Annotated in this window: 16 protein-coding genes; 9 read left to right on the forward strand and 7 right to left on the reverse strand. The window is 73.8% G+C overall.

Annotated elements, in window-relative coordinates:
- Positions 1–15 precede the first annotated feature (15 nt).
- From ychF to OHB09_RS21180, 4 genes are all read left to right on the forward strand, one after another.
- On the forward strand, positions 16–1104 hold the full coding sequence (gene ychF / locus OHB09_RS21165) for a redox-regulated ATPase YchF (protein WP_040893924.1): 1089 nt from the start codon (positions 16–18) through the stop codon (positions 1102–1104).
- Positions 1105–1366: 262 nt separating this feature from the next.
- Positions 1367–1651: a hypothetical protein gene (locus OHB09_RS21170; RefSeq protein WP_191891021.1), complete on the forward strand. Its 285-nt coding sequence runs from the start codon at positions 1367–1369 to the stop codon at positions 1649–1651.
- Positions 1633–2046, forward strand: a complete 414-nt coding sequence (locus OHB09_RS21175; protein WP_328922369.1) for a PIN domain-containing protein — start codon at positions 1633–1635, stop codon at positions 2044–2046. The genes OHB09_RS21170 and OHB09_RS21175 overlap by 19 nt, the downstream gene beginning before the upstream one ends.
- Before the next feature lie 113 nt (positions 2047–2159).
- Positions 2160–4340 (forward strand): DEAD/DEAH box helicase, encoded by a 2181-nt coding sequence (locus tag OHB09_RS21180; protein WP_191851517.1) that lies wholly within the window; start codon positions 2160–2162, stop codon positions 4338–4340.
- Between the two features lie 218 nt (positions 4341–4558).
- On the opposite strand, the gene OHB09_RS21185 is transcribed toward OHB09_RS21180, so the two are convergent.
- From OHB09_RS21185 to OHB09_RS21215, 7 genes are all read right to left on the reverse strand, one after another.
- Positions 4559–5989 carry a phosphatase PAP2 family protein gene (locus OHB09_RS21185; protein ID WP_328730402.1) on the reverse strand — a complete coding sequence of 477 codons (1431 nt, stop codon included), beginning with the start codon at positions 5987–5989 and terminating at the stop codon, positions 4559–4561.
- 425 nt (positions 5990–6414) lie between these two features.
- Entirely contained in the window at positions 6415–7641 is a 1227-nt protein-coding gene (locus OHB09_RS21190) for a glycosyltransferase family 4 protein (protein ID WP_191851516.1), read from the reverse strand.
- On the reverse strand, positions 7638–9032 hold the full coding sequence (locus OHB09_RS21195; RefSeq protein ID WP_328922370.1) for an MATE family efflux transporter: 1395 nt from the start codon (positions 9030–9032) through the stop codon (positions 7638–7640). The genes OHB09_RS21190 and OHB09_RS21195 overlap by 4 nt, the downstream gene beginning before the upstream one ends.
- Position 9033: 1 nt before the next feature.
- Positions 9034–12822: an SDR family NAD(P)-dependent oxidoreductase gene (locus OHB09_RS21200; protein WP_328922371.1), complete on the reverse strand. Its 3789-nt coding sequence runs from the start codon at positions 12820–12822 to the stop codon at positions 9034–9036.
- Positions 12819–13745, reverse strand: coding sequence for an ACP S-malonyltransferase (locus tag OHB09_RS21205; RefSeq protein WP_318295245.1), 927 nt, complete (start codon positions 13743–13745; stop codon positions 12819–12821). The genes OHB09_RS21200 and OHB09_RS21205 overlap by 4 nt, the downstream gene beginning before the upstream one ends.
- Before the next feature lie 16 nt (positions 13746–13761).
- Positions 13762–14802 (reverse strand): hypothetical protein, encoded by a 1041-nt coding sequence (locus tag OHB09_RS21210; protein ID WP_328922372.1) that lies wholly within the window; start codon positions 14800–14802, stop codon positions 13762–13764.
- A gap of 186 nt (positions 14803–14988) precedes the next feature.
- Entirely contained in the window at positions 14989–16011 is a 1023-nt protein-coding gene (locus OHB09_RS21215) for a hypothetical protein (RefSeq protein ID WP_143041074.1), read from the reverse strand.
- 982 nt (positions 16012–16993) lie between these two features.
- On the opposite strand from OHB09_RS21215, the gene OHB09_RS21220 reads away from it, so the two are divergent.
- The 5 genes from OHB09_RS21220 (at position 16994) to OHB09_RS21240 (ending at position 22737) form a co-directional block, all read left to right on the forward strand.
- Positions 16994–17746, forward strand: a complete 753-nt coding sequence (locus OHB09_RS21220) for a GntR family transcriptional regulator (protein WP_006138079.1) — start codon at positions 16994–16996, stop codon at positions 17744–17746.
- Between the two features lie 293 nt (positions 17747–18039).
- Positions 18040–18228: a hypothetical protein gene (locus OHB09_RS21225; protein ID WP_006138078.1), complete on the forward strand. Its 189-nt coding sequence runs from the start codon at positions 18040–18042 to the stop codon at positions 18226–18228.
- 122 nt (positions 18229–18350) lie between these two features.
- Positions 18351–18794, forward strand: coding sequence for a (deoxy)nucleoside triphosphate pyrophosphohydrolase (locus OHB09_RS21230; protein WP_006138077.1), 444 nt, complete (start codon positions 18351–18353; stop codon positions 18792–18794).
- A 199-nt stretch (positions 18795–18993) separates the two neighbouring features.
- A complete protein-coding gene (locus OHB09_RS21235; RefSeq protein ID WP_167794299.1) occupies positions 18994–19422 on the forward strand; it encodes an ATP-binding protein in 429 nt (142 codons plus the stop codon).
- A gap of 315 nt (positions 19423–19737) precedes the next feature.
- Positions 19738–22737: a SpoIIE family protein phosphatase gene (locus OHB09_RS21240; RefSeq protein WP_407077338.1), complete on the forward strand. Its 3000-nt coding sequence runs from the start codon at positions 19738–19740 to the stop codon at positions 22735–22737.
- The last annotated feature ends 92 nt before the right edge of the window (positions 22738–22829 follow it).

Here is a 22829-nt window from a genome sequence, read left to right on the forward strand (position 1 = left end):
ACGGGAAGTCGCAACGTGTCGCTCACGATCGGAATCGTCGGTCTGCCCAATGTCGGCAAGTCGACCCTGTTCAACGCCCTGACCAAGAACGACGTGCTCGCGGCCAACTACCCGTTCGCCACGATCGAGCCCAACGTCGGCGTGGTCGGCGTCCCCGACCCGCGTCTGACGAAGTTGGCCGAGATCTTCTCCTCCCAGCGGGTGCTCCCGGCGACCGTGGACTTCGTCGACATCGCCGGCATCGTGCGCGGCGCGAGCGAGGGCGAGGGCCTGGGCAACAAGTTCCTCGCGAACATCCGTGAGTCCGACGCCATCTGCCAGGTCATCCGCGCCTTCAAGGACGAGAACGTCGTGCACGTCGACGGCAAGGTCTCGCCCAAGGACGACATCGAGACGATCAACACCGAGCTGATCCTCGCCGACCTGCAGACCATCGAGAAGGTCCTGCCGCGCCTGCAGAAGGAATCGCGGATCAAGAAGGACATCGGCCCCAAGGTGAAGGCCGTCGAGGAGGCCAAGGAGATCCTGGAGAAGGGCGACACGCTCTTCGCCCACGGCATCGTCCAGGGCACCGGGCGCAGCGAGCTCCTGCACGACCTGCACCTGCTCACCACCAAGCCCTTCCTCTACGTCTTCAACGTCGACGAGGACGAGCTGACGGACGAGGACTTCAAGAACGAGCAGCGCGCCCTGGTCGCCCCCGCCGAGGCGATCTTCCTCAACGCCAAGCTGGAGGCGGACCTCGCCGAGCTGGAGGAGGACGAGGCCCTCGAACTCCTCCAGTCCGTCGGCCAGGAGGAGCCCGGCCTCGCCACCCTCGCCCACGTCGGCTTCCGCACCCTCGGCCTCCAGACGTACCTCACGGCCGGCCCCAAGGAGTCCCGCGCCTGGACGATCAAGAAGGGCGCCACCGCCCCCGAGGCCGCCGGTGTCATCCACACCGACTTCCAGAAGGGCTTCATCAAGGCCGAGGTCATCTCCTTCGAGGACCTGGTCGCAACCGGCTCCGTCGCCGAGGCCCGCGCCAAGGGCAAGGCCCGCATGGAGGGCAAGGACTACGTGATGCAGGACGGCGACGTGGTGGAGTTCCGCTTCAACGTGTGACGGGTGACATATCGCCGCGTCGCTGATCCGGCAGCCATCCAGGTCGGAGAGGGTCCGGCTCTTCGGAGTCGGGCCCTTGGTTTTTCCCGTGCCGGGATCGCGCTGGGACGGGATGAGGGTGCCCGTGCCGGGATTCGGGCAGCGGTCTGCCCGATTCGAGAGTGGGTGGGAGGGGCTTCACTCACACGTCTTCTTCACGCTCCCGGGGACGTGTGGATTCCGGCCGTAGCACTTTTCCTACTCGTTTGACACAATCGACGGCATGGCTGAGACGACGTACAGCATCGGGGAAGGGCCGGCGACGCGGGTGAGCCTGTCGCTGCCGGAGGGGACCGCGGAGGCGATCCGGGCGCGGGTGGGGAAGCGCGAGTTCTCCGCGTTCATCGCCGAGGCGGTCGAGCGTGAGCTGCGGGGGCAGGTCCTGGACGAGTACCTGGCGGACTACGAGAGCCGCAAGGGGCCGGTCTCCGAGCCGGCTCGTCAACGGGCGCGGCAGGTCTTCGACGAGGCGTTCGCCGAGGAGGCCGAGTGGCCCGCCGCAGGCTGAGTCACGCGGGGACGCTGGTCCTCGACAGTGAAGGACTCGCGAAGCTGCTCGCTGACGAGGAGCAGGTGGTGGCCCTGATCGCTGAGGCGCGGTCGCGCGGCATGGAGGTCGTGATCAGTGCGCTCACCATCATCGAGGCCGTCCACGCGCGTACGAACAAGTCCCGCCTGAACTGGGTGCTTTCCGGGCTGCGCGTCGTCCCGGTCGGTGACGAGGAGGCGCGAGCCGCCTCGAAGTTGCTGATGAACGCCGGCTTGCACGGACACAGGTACGCGATCGATGCGACCGTTGCCGAGGCCGCGTTGCGACAGCACCGCCCCGTGGTCATGCTGACGTCCGACATTGACGACATGGCCAAGCTGTGCGGTGAGCGGGTCCGGCTCGTGGCGGTGTGATTTCCCCTGCACCCCGATCGCGTCGACGACCGCACCCCCCTTCGCCTCCCCCGGGGGCCGGGAAACCGGTGGTGGCAGGATGCGGGGTCGGTGGGCGAGGAGGGGCGGGGCGCGTGGGGCGGGGTGAGCGGGAGGTGGTCGCGCGGGGGGCGCGGCTGGGTGAGGCGGCGCGGGGGGTGGCCGGGGATCACCGGCGGGCCGTCGAGGCGGTGCGGGCGGCGCTGCGGCCGCTGCACGAGGAGGTCGTCGCACGGGAGCTGGGCACCATCCCCGTGGCCCGGCTGCAGGACGTCACCGAGGGGCGGCTGCGCCTCGGCGCCGTCGAGAAGAGCGGCCTGGACACGGTGGGCCGGGTGCGGGAGGCCGGGCCCTACCGGTTGCGGCAGATCCCCGGCGTCGGACAGCGGACCGTCGACCAGATCCTCGCCGCGGCCGCCCGGCTCGCCGAGGCCGTAGACGAGACCGCGGCCGTCCACATCGACGTGGACCGGCCCGAGCCCCGCACCACCGCGCTCGTCATGGCCCTGCACGTCCTGGTGGAGGCCGGGCCCGAGGGGCGGCGCGCGGTGGACCGGGCAGAGGATCTGGTCCGGCGCCTCGGCCCGCTCCTCGAAGCGGCCCGGCACGCCACCGGGGCGCTGCGGATGCTGCTGGCGGGCGCGGAGAAGCGGGAACGCGCCCTGGCCGCCGTCGCCGAACTGCGGTCGCTGGCCGAGGAGGCCGAACGGAACGGTCTGCACGAGTCCTTCGCGCAGACCTCGGTGGACCTGCTGCGGCCGTCGGACGAACTCGCCGCCTGGGCCGACTTCGAGCTGCGCTCCGCCGAGTACTACAGCCTGCTCGCCGAGATCTCCGGACGGGCTCCCGACGCGGCCGCCGCCGAGGGCTTCCTGCCCGAGGAGGTCGCCGCACGGGTGCGCGGCCTGCGCCTCGACGACTCGCAGCGGCGGGTCTCGCTGCGCGGCTACCAGGACTTCGGCGCCCGGTTCGCCCTCGCCCAGCGCAAGGTGGTGCTCGGCGACGAGATGGGCCTGGGCAAGACCATCCAGGCGATCGCCGTGCTGGCCCACCTGGCCGCCCAGGGGGAAAAACGGTTCCTCGTCGTCTGCCCGGCGAGTGTCCTCGTCAACTGGACCCGCGAGATCGAGGCCCGCAGCGCCCTGCGCGTCACCGTGCTCCACGGCCCCGACCGCCAGGACGCCTTCGCCGACTGGAGGGAGCGGGGAGGCGTCGGCGTCACCACGTTCGAGGCGCTGCGCGGCTTCCCCGAGCCGGCGGCGGACGAGGTCGCCGCGCTCGTCGTCGACGAGGCGCACGCGGTGAAGAACCCGGAGGCCAAACGGTCCCGCGCGGTCGCCCTGTGGGCCGGACGCTGCCCGCACGCGCTCTTCATGACCGGTACCCCGATGGAGAACCGGGTCGGTGAGTTCCGGAACCTGGTGCGGATGCTCGCCCCGGACGTCGCCGAGGCGCTCGGCGAAGGCGACGCCCTGGTCGGCTCGGTCGCCTTCCGCCGGGCCGTCGCCCCCGTCTACCTGCGCCGCAACCAGGAGGACGTGCTGACGGAACTGCCGAGCCTGCAGCAGACCGACGAGTGGGAGGAACTGAGCGCGGCGGACGAGGAGGCGTACCGGGAGGCCGTGCGGGCCGGCAACTTCATGGCGATGCGCCGGGCCGCGTACGCGCGCCCCGAGAAGTCCGCGAAGCTCGGCCGGCTGCGGGAGATCGTCGAGGAGGCCGGGGAGAACGGCCAGCGGACGGTGGTCTTCTCCTACTTCCGGGACGTCCTGGACGTGGTGCGGGACGCCCTCACGGCCCGACCGGGCGGCGGTGCCCCGGTGTTCGGGCCGCTGACCGGGAGCGTTCCGCCCGGGCGGCGGCAGCGGATCGTCGACGACTTCGCCGCGACGCCGGGACCGGCCGTGCTGCTGGCACAGATCCAGGCGGCGGGCGTCGGCCTCAACATGCAGGCCGCCTCCGTGGTCGTCCTGTGCGAACCGCAGATCAAGCCGACCCTGGAGCACCAGGCGGTGGCCCGGGCGCACCGCATGGGCCAGGTCCGGCCGGTCGGCGTGCACCGGCTGCTGGCCACCGGGGGAGTGGACGAGCGCCTGGTGCGGATGCTGGAGCGCAAGACCCGGCTGTTCGACGCCTACGCCCGGCGCAGCGCCGTGGCCGAGGCCACGCCGGACGCGGTCGACGTGTCCGACACGGAGCTGGCCCGGCGGATCGTCGAGGAGGAGCAGGTCCGGCTCGGCGTGGCGCAGGCGGGCCCGGCGGCGACGGCGGGGTGAGGACGGGCGACGTCCGGCTGGACGGGCGGCCGGGCGGCCGGGTGGCGACGGGGGTGATGGCCGGGTGGGGGCGGGGGCGACCGCCGGAGCGGGCGCGTGCGCACCTCCCCGCGCGCTCCCCTCGGCGTCCCCGCGTGCGCCCCTGGGCCTCCCCGCGCCGCTCACGCGAGGAGGTGCACGTCACTCACGCGGGCCCGGCGCTCACACGCGTCCGGCGCTCACGCCGGCTCGGCCTGGGGCTCGCCTGGGCGCGGGTCCGGCAGCCGGGGCTTCCGGCTCGCGGGTTCCGCGGCGGGCGCCTCCGTGACGGCGGGTTCCGCGACGGGCACGGGCACCTCAGAGCCGGGGTTCTCCGAGCCGGGGTCCTCCGGGGCGGGCGCGCCCGCCGGCGGCGCATCCGTGGGGGCCGCTTCCGTGAGGGGCGCCTCGGCGAGGGGGGCGTCCGCGAGAGGCGCCTCCGTGGCGGGCGGGTCCTCCCGCCACCGTCTCGTCGTCCACACGTAGTGGTACACGACCGAGCCCATCGCGAGGAGCAGCAGGGGACCGTACAGCCACGGGTGTGCCGCGAGGTGCGTCGGCAGGTAGCGGTACGCCGCCAGGAGCGCCAGGAAGACCACCGTGCCGTGCACGAGGAGCAGGCTCGCGGAGCGGTCCCAGCCGCGGCTGAGCGCGCGCATCCCCGCCTCGATGGTGAGCGCGAAGACGACACCGGCGACGAGGTCCGCGCCGTAGTGGTAGCCGAAGCCGAGGGTCGCGCTGAGGGTGGCCACCAGCCAGAAGGTGCCGGCGTACCGCATGAGGCGGGAGCCCTCGCGGGTGTGGACGAACAGCGTGGTCGCCCACGCGGTGTGCAGGCTCGGCATGCAGTTGCGCGGGGTGATCCCGTCGAACGGGATGGGGTGCGGCGTGCCGAGGGGCGGTGCGGTGTGCGGCCACAGGTCGGCCGTCGCCCACGCCCCGCCGTCGGGGCCGTAGGCGAAGACGGGACCGACCACCGGGAAGATCATGTACACGGCCGGTCCCAGCATGCCGATGGCCAGGAAGGTGCGCACCAGGTGGTGCCGCGGGAACCGCCGCTCGGCCGCCACGTGCCGCAACTGGTACAGCGCCATGAGCGCGGCGGCGAGCGGGAGCTGGCCGTAGACGAGGCTCAGCAGGTGCTCACCGGCCGGTCCGCTCGCGTCGACGATCCGGCCGGCCACCCAGGAGGGGTCGCCCAGCGCGTGGTCGGCGGTCGCCACGTACGGGTCGAGGACCTTCGGGCGGGCCTTGGAGGTGATGAGCAGCCAGGTGTCGCCCGCCAGGTGACCGGTCACCAGCAGCAGACCGAGCCCGGTGCCCTTCACCAGCAGCGCGCGCTCCCGGCCAGTGCGGCGGACCAGGCCGAGGACCGCGCAGCCGAGGATCACCCACAGCGCGCCGTTGCCGAACTTCTGGTGGGCGTCGGCCAGCCACCGCACGAGGGCGAACACGAGGTCGATGCCGATCGCGCAGCTCACCGCGAGCAGCCGTTGCCGCCAGGTGAGCACCACCATCGTCAGCGCGAGACCGGCGTACAGCAGCGGTCCCGAGTGCGGGCTGAAGAGCAGCTCGCGGGACTCGTTGGTGAGCGGTCCCGAGGTGCCGTAGTGGCGCGCGGCGAACTCCATCGCGACGAGGAAGGCGAGGACCAGCGCCACCGCCACCGTCCACTGCGTCACCCGCGGCCGGTGGGGGAAGGTCGATGAGGGGGCGTCCTCGTCTCTTCGCCGGCCTATGTCTGTGGGTATGGAGTTCACGTGGTTGACCTGTTTATCCGGAAATGGGTGCGGGTGGGAGTGTGGACCGTCTATTGCCGGGACTGCACGGATTCCTGAGCAGAAGTCGGTCATTTGTGCGCGCGGTGAGTTCGAACATGCTACTTATCCACGAAGAGTGCTGTCGTGGGGCGTACGTTCCCCGAGGGGCGCGCGCTCCGGACGGGCCGCGCGCTCGCCACAGTCCGCACGCTGACGACAGGCCGCGCGCTCGCCACAGTCCGCACGCTCGCCACACGCCGCGCGCTCCCGACGCGGCGGTGACCGCCGGCCCGCTCCTACCCCGCGACCGCCCGCCGTGCCGCCTCCCGGACCCGGGCCGCCGCGTGCTCCGGCAGATGGCGCGCGGCGTGCAGCCGGCCCCCCGCGGCGGCCAGTGCCGCGCGGCGGGCCCGGTCGGTCAGCAGCTCCGCGCAGGCGAGGGCCAGTCCCTCCGCGCCGTCGGCGAGGGCGAGGTGTTCCCCGGCGACGACGTCCAGCCCCTCCGCGCCGATCGTCGTGCTGACCACCGGAACCCCGTGCGCGAAGGCCTCCAGGATCTTGATGCGGGTGCCGCTGCCCACCCGCAGCGGCACCACCACCAGATCGGCCGCCCGCAGATACGGGGCCATGCTCGGCACCATGCCCGTGACCTCCACGCACGGTCCCGCGAGCGCGGCGACCTCCGGGGCGGGTTTGCCCGCGAGGACGACCCTCGCCCCCGGCACCCGCGCGTGCAGCCGAGGCAGCACCTCACGGGTCAGCCAGGCGGCGGCGTCCGCGTTCGGCGGCCAGTCGAAGGAGCCCTGGAAGAGCAGGGTCGGCCGCCTGCCCGGGACGTGCTCCGGAGCGGGGGCCGGCGGCGGGGCCGGGCAGGTGTTGGGCACCACGACCGTGCGCTCCCCGCCCGGCCGCCCCGCCGCCAGCCGCTCCGCGTCGCGCCCGGCGGCGACCACGGTGACGTCCGCCTCCCGGGCCACCCTCCGGTGCACCCGCCCCCACCAGGCGATCGAGCGGCGGGCCTGCACCCGCTGCCACGGGGTGAGCGGCACGCCCCACACGCCCCGGCCGACCTCGCCCCAGCGCCGGATCAGCACGTCCTCGAAGTCGTCCACGTCGACGACCGTGCGGCCGTGGAACCGGCCGCGCAGCGGCAGCCAGGCGCGCTCGCGGTTGAACCACACCAGGTCGTGGCCGGTGCCGGTGGCCCAACGGGGGAGCGCGTGCGCGAGCGCGCGCCGCTGGTGTCCGGCGTACGCGGCGGAGGGCCCGCGCGCGGTGATCCCCGCGAGGGCGCGCAGCCCGGCGTACGCCGGCACCCGCACCACCCCGGCACGATGGAACCGCGCCGCCTCCTCCGGCGGCAGCACCGGTCCCGCCGCCCCCTCCGCCGCCTCCGAGGCGAGGAACAGCGCGTCCACCGGACCCAGTCCGGCGAGCGCACCGGTGACCAGGTCCATGCGCTGCACCGAGCCCTCCGCCGGGCGCCGCGGCAGGACGTCGCTCACGAACAGTGTGCGGATCATCGTTCCGCCCCGCTCTCCGCCCGGGCGACCCGCCCGGCGCCCGGCTGCCGCCGCCACCGGGGCCGGGCCACCGCGGGCCGCCCCCGCACCGTCCGCCGCACGGCCGACAGGGTGTACGCCAGCCCGACGGCCCAGCCCAGCACCGTCGCCCACATGACCCCGTCCACCCCCCAGGCGTGCCCGAGCACGTACGACAGCGGCACCCGGACCACGCCCAGCGACAGCACCGTGCAGACCAGCGGGACCACGGCCCGCGTGATGCCGTTGAACCAGCCGTGCAGCACCACCGTCAGCGCGTAGGCCAGGAAGAAGGGGGCGGTGATGAGCAGGTACCGCTCGGTCACGGCCCGCGTTCCGGCGCTGCCGGAGAACAACGCGGCGATCGGCCCGCGGCAGGTGAGCAGCAGCACGGACACCCCCACCGCCAGCGCCCCGCCCAGCCACACCGAGCGGCGCACCCCCTCGCGGATGCGCGCGGTCAGGCCGGCGCCGCTGTTCTGCGCGGTGAACACCATCAGCGCGCCGGAGAGGTTGAGGAACAGGGCGGAGGTGAGCAGTTCGAGGCGGGAGACCACGGTCAGCGCCGCCAGCGCCTCCTCCCCGTACGGCGTGATGATCCACACCAGCGTCAGTACCCCGACACCGATCAGCAGGTACTGCACCGCCATCGGCGCCCCGATCCGCAGGCCCCGCGACAGCTCGGCGCGCACGGTGGCGGCCGAGACCGGCGGCCCGGGCGGCCTGCCGCGCCGCTCGGCCAGCAGACGGGTCAGCCCGATCGCGGCGGTGACGGCGTTGGCGGCCACCACGGCGAGCGCGGCGCCCGCGAGGCCGAAGCCCCCCGGGCCCACGAACAGCCAGGCGAACAGCCCGTTCAGCGCGCTCGCCGTGATCATGAGCGAGGTGGCCCTGCGGGCGTCGCCGCGCCCGGTCAGGACCGCGCACACCGCGCCGAGTGCGTACACGGCGAGCATTCCCGAGCACAGCGTCACCACGAAGGTGCGGGCCTCGCCGGCCACCTCGCCCCTCACCCCGGCCAGCGCCAGCAGCGGGGCCGCGCCCACCGCGGCGGCACCGGCGCACAGTGCGGACCAGGCCGCCGTGCACACCGCGAGCGCCAGCAGGGCGCTCGGATCGTCGCGCCGCCCGGCCCCGGCGAGCTGCCCGAGCCGGACCGCGAAGGCGCTCGACACCCCGGTGAACAGCGAACTCAGGATCGAGTACAGCGGCTGTGCCGCGCCCATCGCCGCCAGGCCCGTGACGCCCACGTACCGGCCCACGACCGCGCTGTCGACCAGCAGGTAGGCCTGCTGGAGCAGGTTGGCCAGGGCCAGCGGGGCCGCGACCTGGACGATGCCGGTCAGGACCGGGCCCCGCGTCAGGTCCGGCACGTCACTCCCCGGGCGTGGCGAGCAGCTCGTCGAGCCAGGCCTCGTCGTCCTCGCCGAAGCCCTCGCCGTCGGCGCCGGGTTCCCCCGGCAGGCCCGACCCGTCCCGCGCGTCCGCCCCGTACCTGCTCTCGACGAGCCGGGCGACGTCGACGACCGTGCGGTCGGTGATCAGGTTCACCGTGTCGAACTGCCGGCCGATGCAGGCGGAGACGCTGTTGCCGACGGTCAGGGCCATCATCGAGTCCAGGCCCAGGTCACGGAAGTCGGTGTGCACGTCGATCGAGGAATGGCCGAGGGTGTGCGCCAGGCAGCGGGCCACCATCCACTCCCGCTCGCTGTACACGCCGTCCGGGTTCCCGGTGAGACGCACCTCGGTGGCCTCGATGGCCTCCCGGACGCGGGCCAGGTTCCGCTTGCCGCGTTCCGCGAGGTCGGCGAGGGCCGTGGCGATCTTCTCCTCGATCTCCGTGGAGAGGGCGAGGGGATACGTCGGCAGGATGCTCATCAGCTCGCTGTCGTAGTTGATCCCGCCGCCGAAGAAGCCGGGCAGGTCGCCGCGGAGCGCCGCGTCGACGAGGGCCAGGCCGTCGCGGGTGCGCAGCGAGCGGAACGACGCGTCCTCCTGGAAGTTGGTCGCCACCGCCATGCCGATCTCCCGCCAGGCCACCCACTGCACGCTGACCACCCGGTGCTCCGGGGTGTTCAGGGCGCGGGCGAGGTGGTCCAGGTAGAAGTTGGCGGCCGCGTAGTCGCCCTGCCCGAGGGCCGGGAACACCGCGGCCACCGAGGACATGTGCAGCACGAAGTCCGGCCGGTCCTCGCGGGTCAGGTGGTGCAGCAGGAACGCGCCGTGCAGCTTGGGCCGCACCACGGAGTCGAACGCGGCGTCCTCCCGGCGGGCGATCAGGTCGCCGCCGGCCACACCGGCGGCGTGCACGATGCCGTCGAGGCGGCCGTGTGCGGCACGGATCGTCTCCAGCAGCGCGCTCAGCGCCTCCTCGTCGGCGGCGTCGGCGGCCACCGGGTGCACGCGCGCGCCCAGCGCGGTGAGCGCGCGCACCGCCGATATCCGGGCCGCGGCCGGGTGCGAGGAACCGGCCGCGAGGGTGTCCCACTCCTCCTCGGGCGGCAGGGCGGTCCGGCCCAGGAGGTAGAGGTGGAGGCCGGGGGCCCGGGCCGCGAAGTGCCGGGCCATCTCGAGGCCGAGGGCGCCGAGGCCGCCGGTGATCAGATAGGCGCCGCCGGGGCGCAGGTACTCCTCGCGGACCGCCGGGACCTCGGCCAGTTCGGCGAAGGACTCGCGGTACTTGTCCTTGCCGCGCAGCGCGTACACCCCGGGTTCGGCGGCGAGGATCTCCTGGCGCAGCACCGGGGCCGGCACCGCCTCGTCGAGGTCGAGCAGCGTGACGGTCATGTACGGGTACTCCCGGGCGACGGCCTTGGCGAACCCGGCGAGCGCCGCGTGCTCGGCGACCGTGCCGGGCTCGCCGGGCCCGACCGCGAGGCCCCGCCGGGTCAGCACCACGAGGTCCAGCTCGGCGCTGGCCCGCATCAGCTCCCGCGCCAGGTGGAACAGCCCGGTGAGCTGCTCCTCGATCCGGCGGGACAGCTCGGCGGGGTCCTGTGCGGGCGACTCGTCGAGGGCGAGGGCGTGCACCAGGTGGGTGTAGCCCTCGTCGACGAGTTCCTCGGCCAGCCGCTCGGGGTCGGCGGCCGGGTCGTCCGGGGCGCGCAGCACCGTGCCGGGCGGCAGCGCCTCGGCCACCGTGCCGGCCGTGCCGGGGTGCGCCAGCGCCAGCACGCGGACCGAGGGATCCGCGGACCCGGCGAGCGGCGCCGGCACGAACCGCACCTCGTGCGTGACCGGGTGCGTCCGGTGCGGCGCGGCGAGCGCGAACCGCTCGCGCCAGTCGTCGGGGAAGTCGACCCAGGCGCGCGTCTCGTCGAACTCGTACGGCGGCAGGTGCACGGTGCGGGGGCGCTGCCCCTCGTAGGCGGCGCTCAGGTCCACCTCCGCGCCCCGGGTCCAGGCCCGGGCGGCCTCGGTGCGCGCGGCCTCCGGCTCCTCGCCGGCCTCGGCGGTGGCCAGCGCCGTCCGCAGCCCGTCCAGGTCGGCGACCGTGACGGCGAAGCGGTGGGCGTGGTGGGCGCGCGAGACGTTGGCCGTCCAGCAGACGTCCCGGACGCCGCCCTCGATCCGCCCGGCGTCGAGGGCCTCGCGGTAGCGGCGGATCAGCCGGGCGAGCGAGAGGCGGGTGCGCGCGCTGAGGGTGAAGAGGTAGGAGGGACGGGCCTCGGCAGCCCCTGCGGATCCGGTTCCGGTGACCGTTGGGGATCCGGTTCCGTTGGCCGCTGCCGATCCGGTCCGGGCAGCCGCTGCCGATCCGGCCCCGGTGGCCCCCGCGGAGACGACCCCCGCGGCCCCCGCGGCCCCCGCGGCCCGCGCGGCCGGTTCCGTGTCCGCCCTCGCTCCGGTGAACTCCTCCAGCACCACGTGCGCGTTGGTGCCGCCGAGGCCGAAGGCGCTCACGCCGGCGCGGCGCGGGCCGTCCCCGGCGGTCCACTCGCGCGCCTCGGTCGGCACGTACACCGGCCCCTCGGCCAGGTCGATCGAGCCGTTGGGGCGCTCGTAGTTGGCCAGCGGCGGGATCACCCGGTGGCGCAGCGCGAGCACGGCCTTGATGACGCCGAGCACGCCCGAACCCTCGAAGAGGTGCCCGACGTTGGCCTTGACCGTGCCGACCGCGCAGAACCGCCGGTCCTCGGTGCGGGCGGCGAAGGCCCGCCGCAGCCCCTCGAACTCGATCGGGTCGCCCACCTTCGTGGCGGTGCCGTGCACCTCCAGATAGCCGATCGAGCGGGGGTCCACCCCGGCGTCGCGCCACGCGGCGTCCAGGAGGTCGGCCTGGGCGCCGGCGTCGGGCGCGGTCATCATCTCCGAGTGGCCGTCGTGGTTGACGGCGCTGCCCTTGATCACCGCGTACACCTGGTCGCCGTCGGCCAGCGCCCGGTCGAGCCGCTTGAGGACGAGCGCCCCGGAGCCCTCGCCGAAGCCGGTGCCGTCCGCCCGCTCGTCGAACGTGCGGGTCACCCCGTCCGAGGACTCGATGCCGATCCGGGTGTGCGGGTGCCGCAGCGGCGCCAGCACCACCCGGGTGCCCGCCACCACGGCCATCTCGCAATCGCCCAGCAGCAGCGCGGACTTCGCCTGGTGCAGCGCCACGAGCGAGGCCGAACAGGCGCTGTCCAGCACCATGCTGGGCCCGCGCAGGTCGTACAGGTACGACAGCCGGTTGGCGAGCATCGTGACGATGTTGCCGGTGATGCCGAGCTGTCCGAGGGAGGGGTCGACGCGGCAGAAGTAGTCCAGGTAGGTCATGCCGGGATTGCCCGCGTACCCGATGTAGACGCCGGTGCGGCTGCCCGTCAGCCGGTCACCGGTGTAACCGGCGTCCTCCAGCGCCCGGTACATCGTGCGCAGCACCAGCCGCTGGTGCGGGTCGGTGACCGCGGCCTGCTTCGGCGTCATGCCGAAGAACTCGTGGTCGAACAGGTCGATCCGGTCCAGGAAGCTGCCCTCGTGGAAGTCGACGCGTTCCGCGGCGTCCGGGACCAGTGCCGACTCCTGGTGGCAGCGGACGTACTCCTCCAGCTCGCGGCGCCGCCCCGCAGGGAAGGGCCGGGTCAGGCTGCGCCCCTCGCGGACGATGTCCCAGAAGGCGTGCTGCTCGGGTGCGTCGGGCACCTCGACGGAGAGTCCGACGACCGCGATGTCCGTGTGCGTGCTCATACGTGTTCCTCCGTCGCCCGGGCCGCCGCGGCCGGCTGGTTCACGAGGGCCGCGAGGCCCGTGGCCGGGGTCCCGTCGGTGCCGGCCGGCCCGTCCGCGATGCGGGACAGGAGGGCCGTGAGGGTGGAGCCGTTGACCTCCTCGAAGTGGTCGACGCCGGCCGCGCGCAGCGCGCGGACCGTGCGCACCCACTCCACCGGCCGGGACAGCTGCCGGCTCAGCAGCCGGACCGCCTGCTCCGGCTCGAAGGGGGCGCCGGTGATGCTGGACATCACCGGGGTGTGCCCGGAACGGAACGCGAAGCCGCGCAGGACGGTCGCGAACCGCCGCCCGGCCGCGGCCATCAGCGGCGTGTGGAAGGGGCCGCTGACCGGCACCGGCAGTACCCGGACGCCCGGGCCGCGCAGCACCTTGACCGCGAGGGCGAGCTGCGGCCGCTCACCGGCCACCGTCACCTGCCGGTCGCTGTTGTGGTTGGCGACGTGCACCCGGTTCAGCCCGGCGCCGCGCAGCATGGCCTCCACGCGCTCGGCGTGCGGCCCGACGACGGCGATCATCGCGCCGCCGGTGACCTCGGCCATCAGTTCGGCCCGTCGCCCGACCAGCGCCAGACCGTCCATCAGGTCGAGCATGCCGGCGGCGACCAGCGCGTTGAACTCGCCGAGGCTGTGCCCGGCGAACCAGTCCCAGCGGTGGCCGTCCCGCGCGAGGTCCATCCAGGCCAGCGCGTTGACGAAGAAGATGGCCGGCTGCGCGTGACGGGTGTCGGCGAGCCGGCCGCCGGGGTCGTCCCGGCACAGCTCCACCACGGAGTGGCCGAGCAGTTCGCTGGCGGCCACCGTTTCCTGCGGGAAGCGGGCGAACAGCCCGTCCCCCATGCCCTTGTGCTGTACCCCCTGGCCGGGGAAGACCAGACAGTGCATCTGCACGCTCCTTCGTTCAGGCGGTGGGTGCGGGGACGCTGCGGTAGCGCAGGCCGGTACGGCTGCCGCGCAGGGTCTCCCGGGTGAAGACCCGGGCCGAGGGGCCGGGTCCGAAGTCGACGATCTGGTCGGGCCGGCAGCCCTCCAGCGCGGCGCGGACCGTGCGGGGCCAGTCCAGCGGCCGGCACACGGCGTGCGCGAGGACGTCCGGCAGCAGGTCACCGCGGTGCTGGAGGTTGACCGGCGAGTCGGCGACGTACACCGGGACGGCCAGTTCCTCCCCGGTGAGCCGGAAGGTCAGGAAGTGCCGGTCCTCCAGCGCCGCGCGCACCGCCTGTTCCAGCAGCGGCGTGTGGAAGGGCGCGGTGCTGCGCAGGTACACCCAGCGCACGGCCGGCTCGGCGAGTCGCCGCGCGTGCTCCCGGCGCAGGGCGTCCAGGTCGCCCGGGTCCCCGGCCAGCACGTGCGAGCTGCCGGAGTTGGCGAGCGCGAGGTGCACCCGCGAGCCCGCCACCAGCGCCCGCAGCTCCTCCGTCGGCACGCCCATGACGGCGGCCATCGGGGTCGCCGGACCGCCGTGCGGCGGCGCGAGCTGGTGACAGCGGATCAGGGTCAGCGTGGTCATGGCGATGACGTCGCGGCACATCGCCGTGTACCGCCGCCGGTCGGTCGTGACCGTCCCGGCGACCGTCGCGCCGATCAGTCCCAGGCTGTGGCCGATGGCGGCGACCGGCTCGGGCCGCTCCCCGGCCGCGCGGCGCAGCGGCGGCTGCAGCAGGCAGAGCTGGTAGAGGTGGGCGAGGAGTCCGTCCACGATGGAGTGCTCCAGTGCGCCGGCGGCGGGCGGGGTGCCGCGCAGCCAGGCGGTGAGCGGGATGCCGCCGGGCAGTTCCCGGCGGTAGGCCTCGGCGCCGACGTGGTCGAGGACGTCCGTGATCGCCTCGGCGGCGGTGGTGAAGTACCGGGCGTTCTCCGGCCGTGCGTACAGCGCGCGCAGGGCGGGCAGCGGCGGGCCCTGAAGGCCCGCGAGGCCGCTGAACAGGTATAAGTGTCGCACTCGTCGTCCTGAGGTCTGCGATCGTGGGGTGTGGGGGAGCTGGTTCCGGGCCTCGGCCCGGACTCGGGTGTCTCGTGGCCGTGGCCGTGGCCTCGGCCCCGGGTCGGCGTCTCGGCCCCGGATCAGGGTCTCGGCCCCGGGTCGGGCGGGCGGCCCGCTGCGGTACGGGCCGTGGGGGACCGGCGGCTACCGGCTCCGGTCCCCGGCGGCCACCGGCAGGCGCTCGCCGACCGGTGGCGGCAGCAGCCGGGGCAGTCCGGCCGCCTCGTCGAGGAGCAGCCGCGCCGCCCGCTGCTCCCGCAGCCGGAGCTGCGCGAGTCCGCGCCGGATCCGGTCGGCGGGCAGCCCCGGCAGCCCCCGCTGGAAGGTGGTGACCCGGTCCGACAGCACGGCCGCGAGCTGCGCGACGCGCGCATAGGCGGCCCGGACCCGCTCGCCGTGCGCGGTGTGCGCCAGGAACCGGCAGAACAGCGCCCGCGAACCCGCCATGAGGGTGAGGGCGTTGACGCCCGGGGCCCGGTAGGTGGCGGAGATCGTGGCGCGTTCGACGAGGAGGTTGTCGCCGACGACGTCGTACAGCTCGAAGCCGTCGCGGTACCCCTGAAGGAACGCCCGGTAGGCGGCCTCGAAGCCGTCCCGGTCGGGCTCGGCCACCTTGCGGAGGGCGACACAGCCGTCGAACCAGCGATCGGGCTCCCGGGCGTAGCCCTCCCGCAGCAGGTCCCAGCCCACGGTGACCGGGAAGTGCTCGTGGTCCGGGCTGTTGTTGTCGACCAGCAGGAGGCCGTCCTCACCGGTCCCGCAGACCAGGAAGGAATGCAGGAGCCCGTACTCCTCGGGCACCGTGCCCACCCGGTCCATGAAGTCGACCCAGTACGGGAAGTGGTTCCGGGGCGCCCAGAAGAACACCGGCTGCCCCGCCTCGAGGAAGACCGGCAGGCCCGCCTCGAACTGGGCCAGCGTCACCTTGCCCGCCGAGAACACCTCGAACCCGAGCAGGCGCAGGTCCTCGTCGTTGACGTACGGCGTCTCGAAGGCCCAGCGGTCCTCGCCGCGCAGGTGGCAGTGGCGGTGGACGGCCGCGGTGGAGCCCAGCGCCCCGTACATCAGCAGGTCGGACCACGGGGTGTGGGCACCGACGTAGGCCAGGATCTGGGTCTTGCGGCAGTGCAGGTGGTTGTTGGGGTCCCGGGTGCGGATCAGATCCACGCCCGGAAGCGTGATCGTGCGGTGGGCGGACAACGGCGTGAACCTCCGTTCGGCGATCTCTCCGCCGCGTGTACCGGATCGAGCACCTACGGCTCTCGAAAGGTTTCGATCCGTCGGCGCCGTGCGGACGGCGCCGGGCAGGGACGATCGCGTTCACCATGGCCATGCACAGGGGAGTGCGGATGCGGTGCGCGGCGCACGCCGTGGATTCCCGTCTCCGGGTGCTCCCGGCGCGGCCTGCGGCAGGAAGTGCGAGGGCTGCCGCGAGCCCTTTCGGTGGTTCGTGGGAACAACGCCACCCGGCGATCGTTCACGTGTTCGTCGGGTCTTCAACATAATGACAGCCCGGTCAGTGCCGGTCAATAAAAGTCATACGATTCGCCTTCGACTTCTTGTCTTCGCAGGTAGATGGGCCAAGTAACCACTTACAGACGCGAGTTGGACGGCCTCGGGGGCCCTGAAGGCATGATCGAGTCCGAGTTCGGAGGGAGGTGAACAAGGCTCAAATTCCGTCGGACGGGAACTGCCGGGCGGAATCGGCCGAGCCTTCTTACCTATTCTTCATGGGCGTCCCGCGTTTCTTACTGAACGGTAATCCGAGTCGGGCCGTGTGAGGTTTCCCGGCCCTTTTTACGGGCGGACGCGCGGCGCGCCGAAGGAACCGACGGGTGCGGCGAGGCCATACCGACCGGCATGACCGGTCACGCTTCGAAGCCGTCCGGCAGCCGAAAGTTTCGGCTGTACGGCCGACGGTGGAGCGGAAGCGTCACCGCCGGCCGGCCGGTCGACCGGGGCCGGTCGTGCGCCCCCGGAGTAACGGTGCGCGCGGTGTCGGCGCTGCTTATAACGGGGAGAAAGTACCTGGGTAAAGACCCCGTAAGGGATAAGTCATCACATCGAGTGATTCTTTGGCCTTTGCTTGCACGGGACAACACGCGGTTGCCACGCTGTCGCTGTCTGTAAAAGCTGAGGGGAGTGGCCAGTGACGTTCGGTGAGCAACCCGCGTATCTGCGCGTTGCAGGTGATCTCCGCAAGAAGATCGTCGACGGCTCGCTGCCACCGCACACCCGGCTCCCCTCCCAGGCCCGCATCCGCGAGGAGTACGGCGTCTCGGACACGGTCGCGCTCGAGGCGCGCAAGGTGCTGATGGCCGAGGGCCTGGTCGAGGGCCGCTCCGGGTCCGGCACCTACGTGCGGGAGCGTCCGGTCCCGCGCCGCCTCGCCCGCTCCGGCTACCGCCCGGACGGCGAGGCCACCCCCTTCCGCCAGGAGCAGGCCGACGCGGCGGCGCACGGCACCTGGGAATCGCGCAGCGAGCAGGCGGAGGCGGGGGCCGCGATCGCCGAACGGCTGGGCCTGCGGACGGGGGACCGGGTGATGCGCACGGCGTACGTCTTCCGGGAGGCGGGCGAGGCGATGATGCTCTCCACGTCCTGGGAGCCGCTCGAACTGACCGGGCGTACGCCGGTGATGCTCCCGGAGGAGGGGCCGCTCGGCGGCATGGGGGTCGTGGAGCGGATGGCCGCCCTCGACGTCGTGGTGGACAACGTCACGGAGGAGGTCGGGGCGCGGCCCGGCCAGGCCGAGGAACTGCTGGCCCTGGGGGGAGTGCCGGGCCATGTGGTGCTGGTCATCCAGCGCACGTTCTACGCCTCGGGGCGCCCGGTCGAGACGGCCGACCTGATCATCCCCGCGGACCGCTACCGGGCCTCGTACCACCTGCCGGTGCGGTGACCCCCGCGCGGCCGCCGCCCCCGTGTCACGCGGGGGCGGCGTCGTGCTGCCCGCGGTGTGCCGGCGGGGACAAGAAACCGGACGTTCTCGCACGGAGCGCCCCCGCTCGCTTCGCGCTGCTGGGGGCGCACTCAGCGGCGCATTCGGCCTCCCCCGTCCCCTCCGCCCTGTCCTCGACGTGGCCAATTGGCACGGGTCCCGGCCTGCCTCGTTGTGAGAAACCGTATTCGCTGAGTAAAGGTTGGGCGTACGCTCGGGCATATGCGGAGTGCGGTTTCGTCAGGAGGGGCGGGATGAACGAGAGCACGGTGACGCTCCCCTGGCTCGTCGTACGCCGGGACGACAACGGCAATCGCTACGGCGTCGGCCGCTACGCGACCCGGGCCGAGGCGCAGAAGATCGCCGACAGCCTCGGCAGCCCCGGTGACGAACAGCTCTACTGGGTCGAGTGCCTGGACAAGGACGCCGCCGACCGTCGTTGACGGCGGACGCGGCCGACCGCCGCTGACGGCAGCCGCCGGCCACCGGCGACAGGCCCCCTCTCGGTCCCCGGCGGTCCGGCCGGTCGTGGCGGCCCCCGCGCGGCCTCCGTAGGCTCCCGCGCATGACCCCACCGATCGTCGTGGTCGCGGCCGCCCTCCTGGACGAGGCCGGACGCCTCCTCGCCGCCCGCCGCAGCGCACCCCCCGACCTCGCCGGCCGCTGGGAACTCCCCGGCGGCAAGGTCGAACCGGGTGAGGCACCCGAGGACGCCCTCGTCCGCGAACTCCGCGAGGAACTCGGCGTCGAGGCCGAGCCGGTGGCGCGCGTGCCGGGGGAGTGGCCGCTCAAGCCCGGTCACGTCCTGCGCGTGTGGACCGTCCGTCTCCTGTCCGGCACCCCCGAACCGCTGGAGGACCACGACCGGCTCCGCTGGCTCACCCCCGAGGAGACCTGGGACGTCGACTGGCTCGACCAGGACGTCCCCGCCGTACGCACCGCTCGCGCCGCGCATGCCGCCCGTGCCCCGCGGGGCGCCGTCAACACGGCGCGCAGCCGGGGGGAATGAGGGACCGGCGGGAGCGGGCGGCCGCGCACCGGTGGCGCGCGCGTGGCGCGACAAGGCGCGCGTGCCACCGGAGGCGCATGGGAATCGGGGGGCGCCAGGGGCTGGCGCCGGGTACGCCGTTCGTGCCACAGTGCGCCCGCGTGCGCGGTACGGCCTCCCGGATATCGGGTATGTGCCCATCAACCCCACGAAACCGGACATGGGTGGGTTCCTGGCCTGGGAAGTGATCGGCGTGCTCGACACCGAAGGCGACCGCGCCGAGTGGACGTTCCCCGCGGACCCCGGCTCGGTCCGCAGCGCCCGTGCCGTCGTACGGGGGCAGTTGCGCGCCTGGGGCCTCGACGCGCTCGTCGACGTCACCGCGCTCCTCGTGAGTGAACTCGTCACCAATTCCCTGCGGCACGCGAGCGGGCCCATCGGCGTGCGGCTCGTGCGGTACTCCGGGACCGCCCCCGGGATCCTGGTCGAGGTCTCGGACCCGCTGCCCGACCTGCCCAGGGAACGCATCGCCGCGCTCGACGACGAGGGCGGCCGGGGCCTCCAGCTCGTCGCCTCCTCCGCCCGGCGCTGGGGGACCCGCCCGGGTGTCTCCGGCAAGACCGTCTGGTTCGAACTGGCGATTCCCTGAGGAGTTTTACGGGGAGGTCCCGGGCCGCCGTGCCGAGGGACCTTCCGGCCGGAGGACCGGCTCGCGTCCCGGTGCGCGCCCGCGGGAAAGCTCCGGCCGGGGGGTGTCCCGCCGGGGGGCGGCTCCGGGGCGCACGGAGCACGGCCGGTTCATGTCGGTCGGCGCTCGGTAACTGCGGGGTTCGACCGGGCGCCACCTGGTTAGAAGACTGGGAGTATGTCGCGGCCGGTCCAAAAACCATCGGGACCGTGCTGTGATCGTGAACACCGTGTTGTGCGGCGCCGTAGTGCTGGATACTGCGGGCAGCCGCCCCCGGTGACCGGTGCCGGACGCGGTGAGCTGGAGGGGACGGTTCGCGTGAGCGAGATACCAGCGAGGGCCACGGGCCCCGAGGGCCCGTCGGACGGCGCGCGGGCATGGGCGCGGGCCGCGGCCGGCGCGTCCCGGCGCGCCTTTGCGGCTCCCGCCGAGGATGCCCGCACGACACGCGAGGCCACGAGCGCCCACAGAGACACCGGGGACGCCCGGAGCGGGCAGGAGGCTCGGCGCGGGCACGAGGCCCGGGCCGCGCACGAGGAGCACGACGCGCGCGAGGCCCGTGCGGACCGCCCGGGCCGCGCCGCCGACGCGCCGCGCCCCGGCGGCGCGGCCGAGGCGCCCCGCGGCGAGCGCCGCGCCGACGCCTCCCTCGCCCCCCAGGACCGGGGACCGCTCGCCCCCGCCGCCCTCACCGACCCCGGACACTGGCAGAGCAACCCGCCCGGTTCCCTCTACGACTACATCAAGGTCGCGTCCTTCTCCGTGGGCCCCGACGGGCTCGTGGAGCAGTGGAGTCTGCGCGCCGAGCAGATCTTCGGCATCCCCGCCGAGCGGGCCATCGGCATGGACCCCATCGAGGCCTTCGTCGACCCCGATCTGCGCGAGCGCGGCCGCCGCAAGATGGCCGAAATCCTCGACGGGCGGGAGTGGACGGGCCTGATCCCCTTCCGCGCCAAGAGCCCGCAGCCCTCCCAGCGCCTCCGGAAGACCACAAGCGCCGGGAACGCCGGCGACGCCGGGGACACCGCACGCGCGGGCCGCCCGGAGCACACCGAGGACTCCGACGGCCTGGCCGAGGTCTATGTGATGCCCACCACGACGGAGGACGGCCGCAGGGCCGCCGTCTGCATCGTCGTGGACGTCCACACCCTGCGCAGCATCGAGACCGACCTCGCCGCCTCGCAGTCGATTTTCGGTCAATCTCCCTTCGGTTTCCTGCTGATCGACTCCGACCTGCGGGTCCGCCGCGCCAACAAGCGCTTCTCCTCCACCTTCGGCGGCACCCCCGAGGACCACCGGGGCCGCACCGTCCACGACTACCTGCTGAGCCCGGAGGCGGACCGGGTCCGGGCGACGCTGCGCCGGGTCCTGGAGACCGGCGAGTCCATCACGGACATGCACATCACCGGCTTCGTCCCCGGCTCCGACCAGCGCAAGCACTGGTCCGTCAACCTCTACCGCGTGCACAGCGGCAGCGGTCGCCCCATCGGCGTCGCCTGGCTGGCCATCGACATCACCGCCCGCCGCGCCGCCGCCCGCGAGGCCGCCGCCGCCCGCCGCAACCTCGCCCTGCTCAACGAGGCGGGCGCCCGCATCGGCAACTCCCTCGACCTGGAGACCACCGCGCGCGAGCTGCTCGACGTGGTGGTCCCCGGCTTCTGCGACCTCGCCGTCGTCGACCTCTACCAGGGGCTGCTGGCCGGCGACGAGACCCCGCCGGGACTCGCCGACGGCAGCGCGGAGCTGCGCCGGGTCGCCTCCGCCAGCGCGGTCGCCGGCGCCCCGTTCACCGGCGGTCCGGCCCCCGTCGCCGTCGGCGGCGTCCACCACTACCCGTTCAACTCGCCCTGCGCCGACGCCTTGCGCACCGGCCGCCCCAAGAGCGTCGCCCCCGAGGAGGGCAGCCCGATACAGTCCACGCTCGCCGTGCCGATGGTCGCGCACGACACCGTCGTGGGACTCGCCCAGTTCTCCCGCACGAAGGGCAGCGAGCCCTTCGGCGAGCGCGACCGGGCGCTCGCCGTGGAACTCGCCGCGCGTGCCGCCGTCTGCATCGACAACGCCCGCCTCTACCGCCGTGAGCACGAACGCGCCCTCATCCTCCAGCGTTCGCTGCTGCCACCGGGCGACCCGGAGGCCTCCGGCCTGGACATCGCCTGCCGCTACCTGCCCGGCAACGCGGCGACCGAGGTGGGCGGCGACTGGTTCGACGTCATCGAACTGCCCGGCCACCGCACCGCGTTGGTCGTCGGCGACGTCATGGGCCGCGGACTGCGCGCCGCCGTCGCGATGGGCGAACTGCGCACGGCGGTCCGCACCCTGGCCCAGCTCGACATCGAACCCGCCGAGGTGCTCTCCCAGCTGGACGAGATCGCCCGGGGCCTCGGCGCCCCCGGCGGGGTCGCGCAGGCCACCCGCACCGCGGCCCGCAAGCCCCGCGACGCCGACCTGTCCGAGGTGTACCTGGCGACGTGCGTGTACGCCGTCTACGACTCGGTGACCCGGCGCTGCACCTTCGCCAACGCCGGCCACCTCCCGCCCGTCCTCGTCGAGCCCGGCGAGAGCGCGCTGATGCTCGACGTGCCGCCGGGCATGCCACTCGGCGTGGGCGGCGAGCCCTTCGAGGAGGTGGAGGTCGAGCTGCCCGAGGGGTCCCTGCTGGCCCTCTACACCGACGGCCTCGTCGAATCCCGCCACCACCCCCTGGACGAGGGCCTCCAGGCGTTCGTCGGCGCCCTCACCGACCCCTCGCAGCCGCTGGAGGACGTCTGCGACCACGTCCTCAGCACGCTGGACACGCACCACGGCGAGGACGACATCGCCCTGCTGATGGCACGTGTCCAGGGCCTCCCGGCGGATTCCGTGGGCGACTGGACGCTTCCGCGCGAGCCGCGCAGCGTCGGCCGCGCCCGCGAGTACGCCCGCGCCCAGCTCCTCTCCTGGGACCTGGAACCGCTGGTGGACACCGCCGAACTGCTCGTCAGCGAGCTGGTCACCAACGCGCTCCGCTACGGCGAGGGCGAGATCCGCCTCCGTCTCCTCCTCGACCGCACGATGGTCTGCGAGGTCTGGGACGCCGGACTCGTGCAGCCGCGCCGCCGCCGCGCCCGGGACACGGACGAGGGCGGCCGGGGCCTGCAACTGGTCGGCCTGCTCAGCACGGCCTGGGGCTCCCGCCGCACGCCGCGCGGCAAGACGGTCTGGTTCGAACTCCCGCTCCCCGGCGGGGACACGGCCCTCACGGACCCGGCCGAGGCGCTGCTGAGCCTGTTCTAGTGGCCGGCCCGGATCGCCGACCGCGTCATCGGTTCGCCGTCCGGTGCCCGTCGCTCTGCCTCCAGGTGTACTCCCGACGGTGGTGGTGAGGG

The sequence above is a fragment of the Streptomyces griseoaurantiacus genome, from assembly GCF_036189845.1.
Classification (GTDB): Bacteria; Actinomycetota; Actinomycetes; order Streptomycetales; family Streptomycetaceae; genus Streptomyces; species Streptomyces griseoaurantiacus.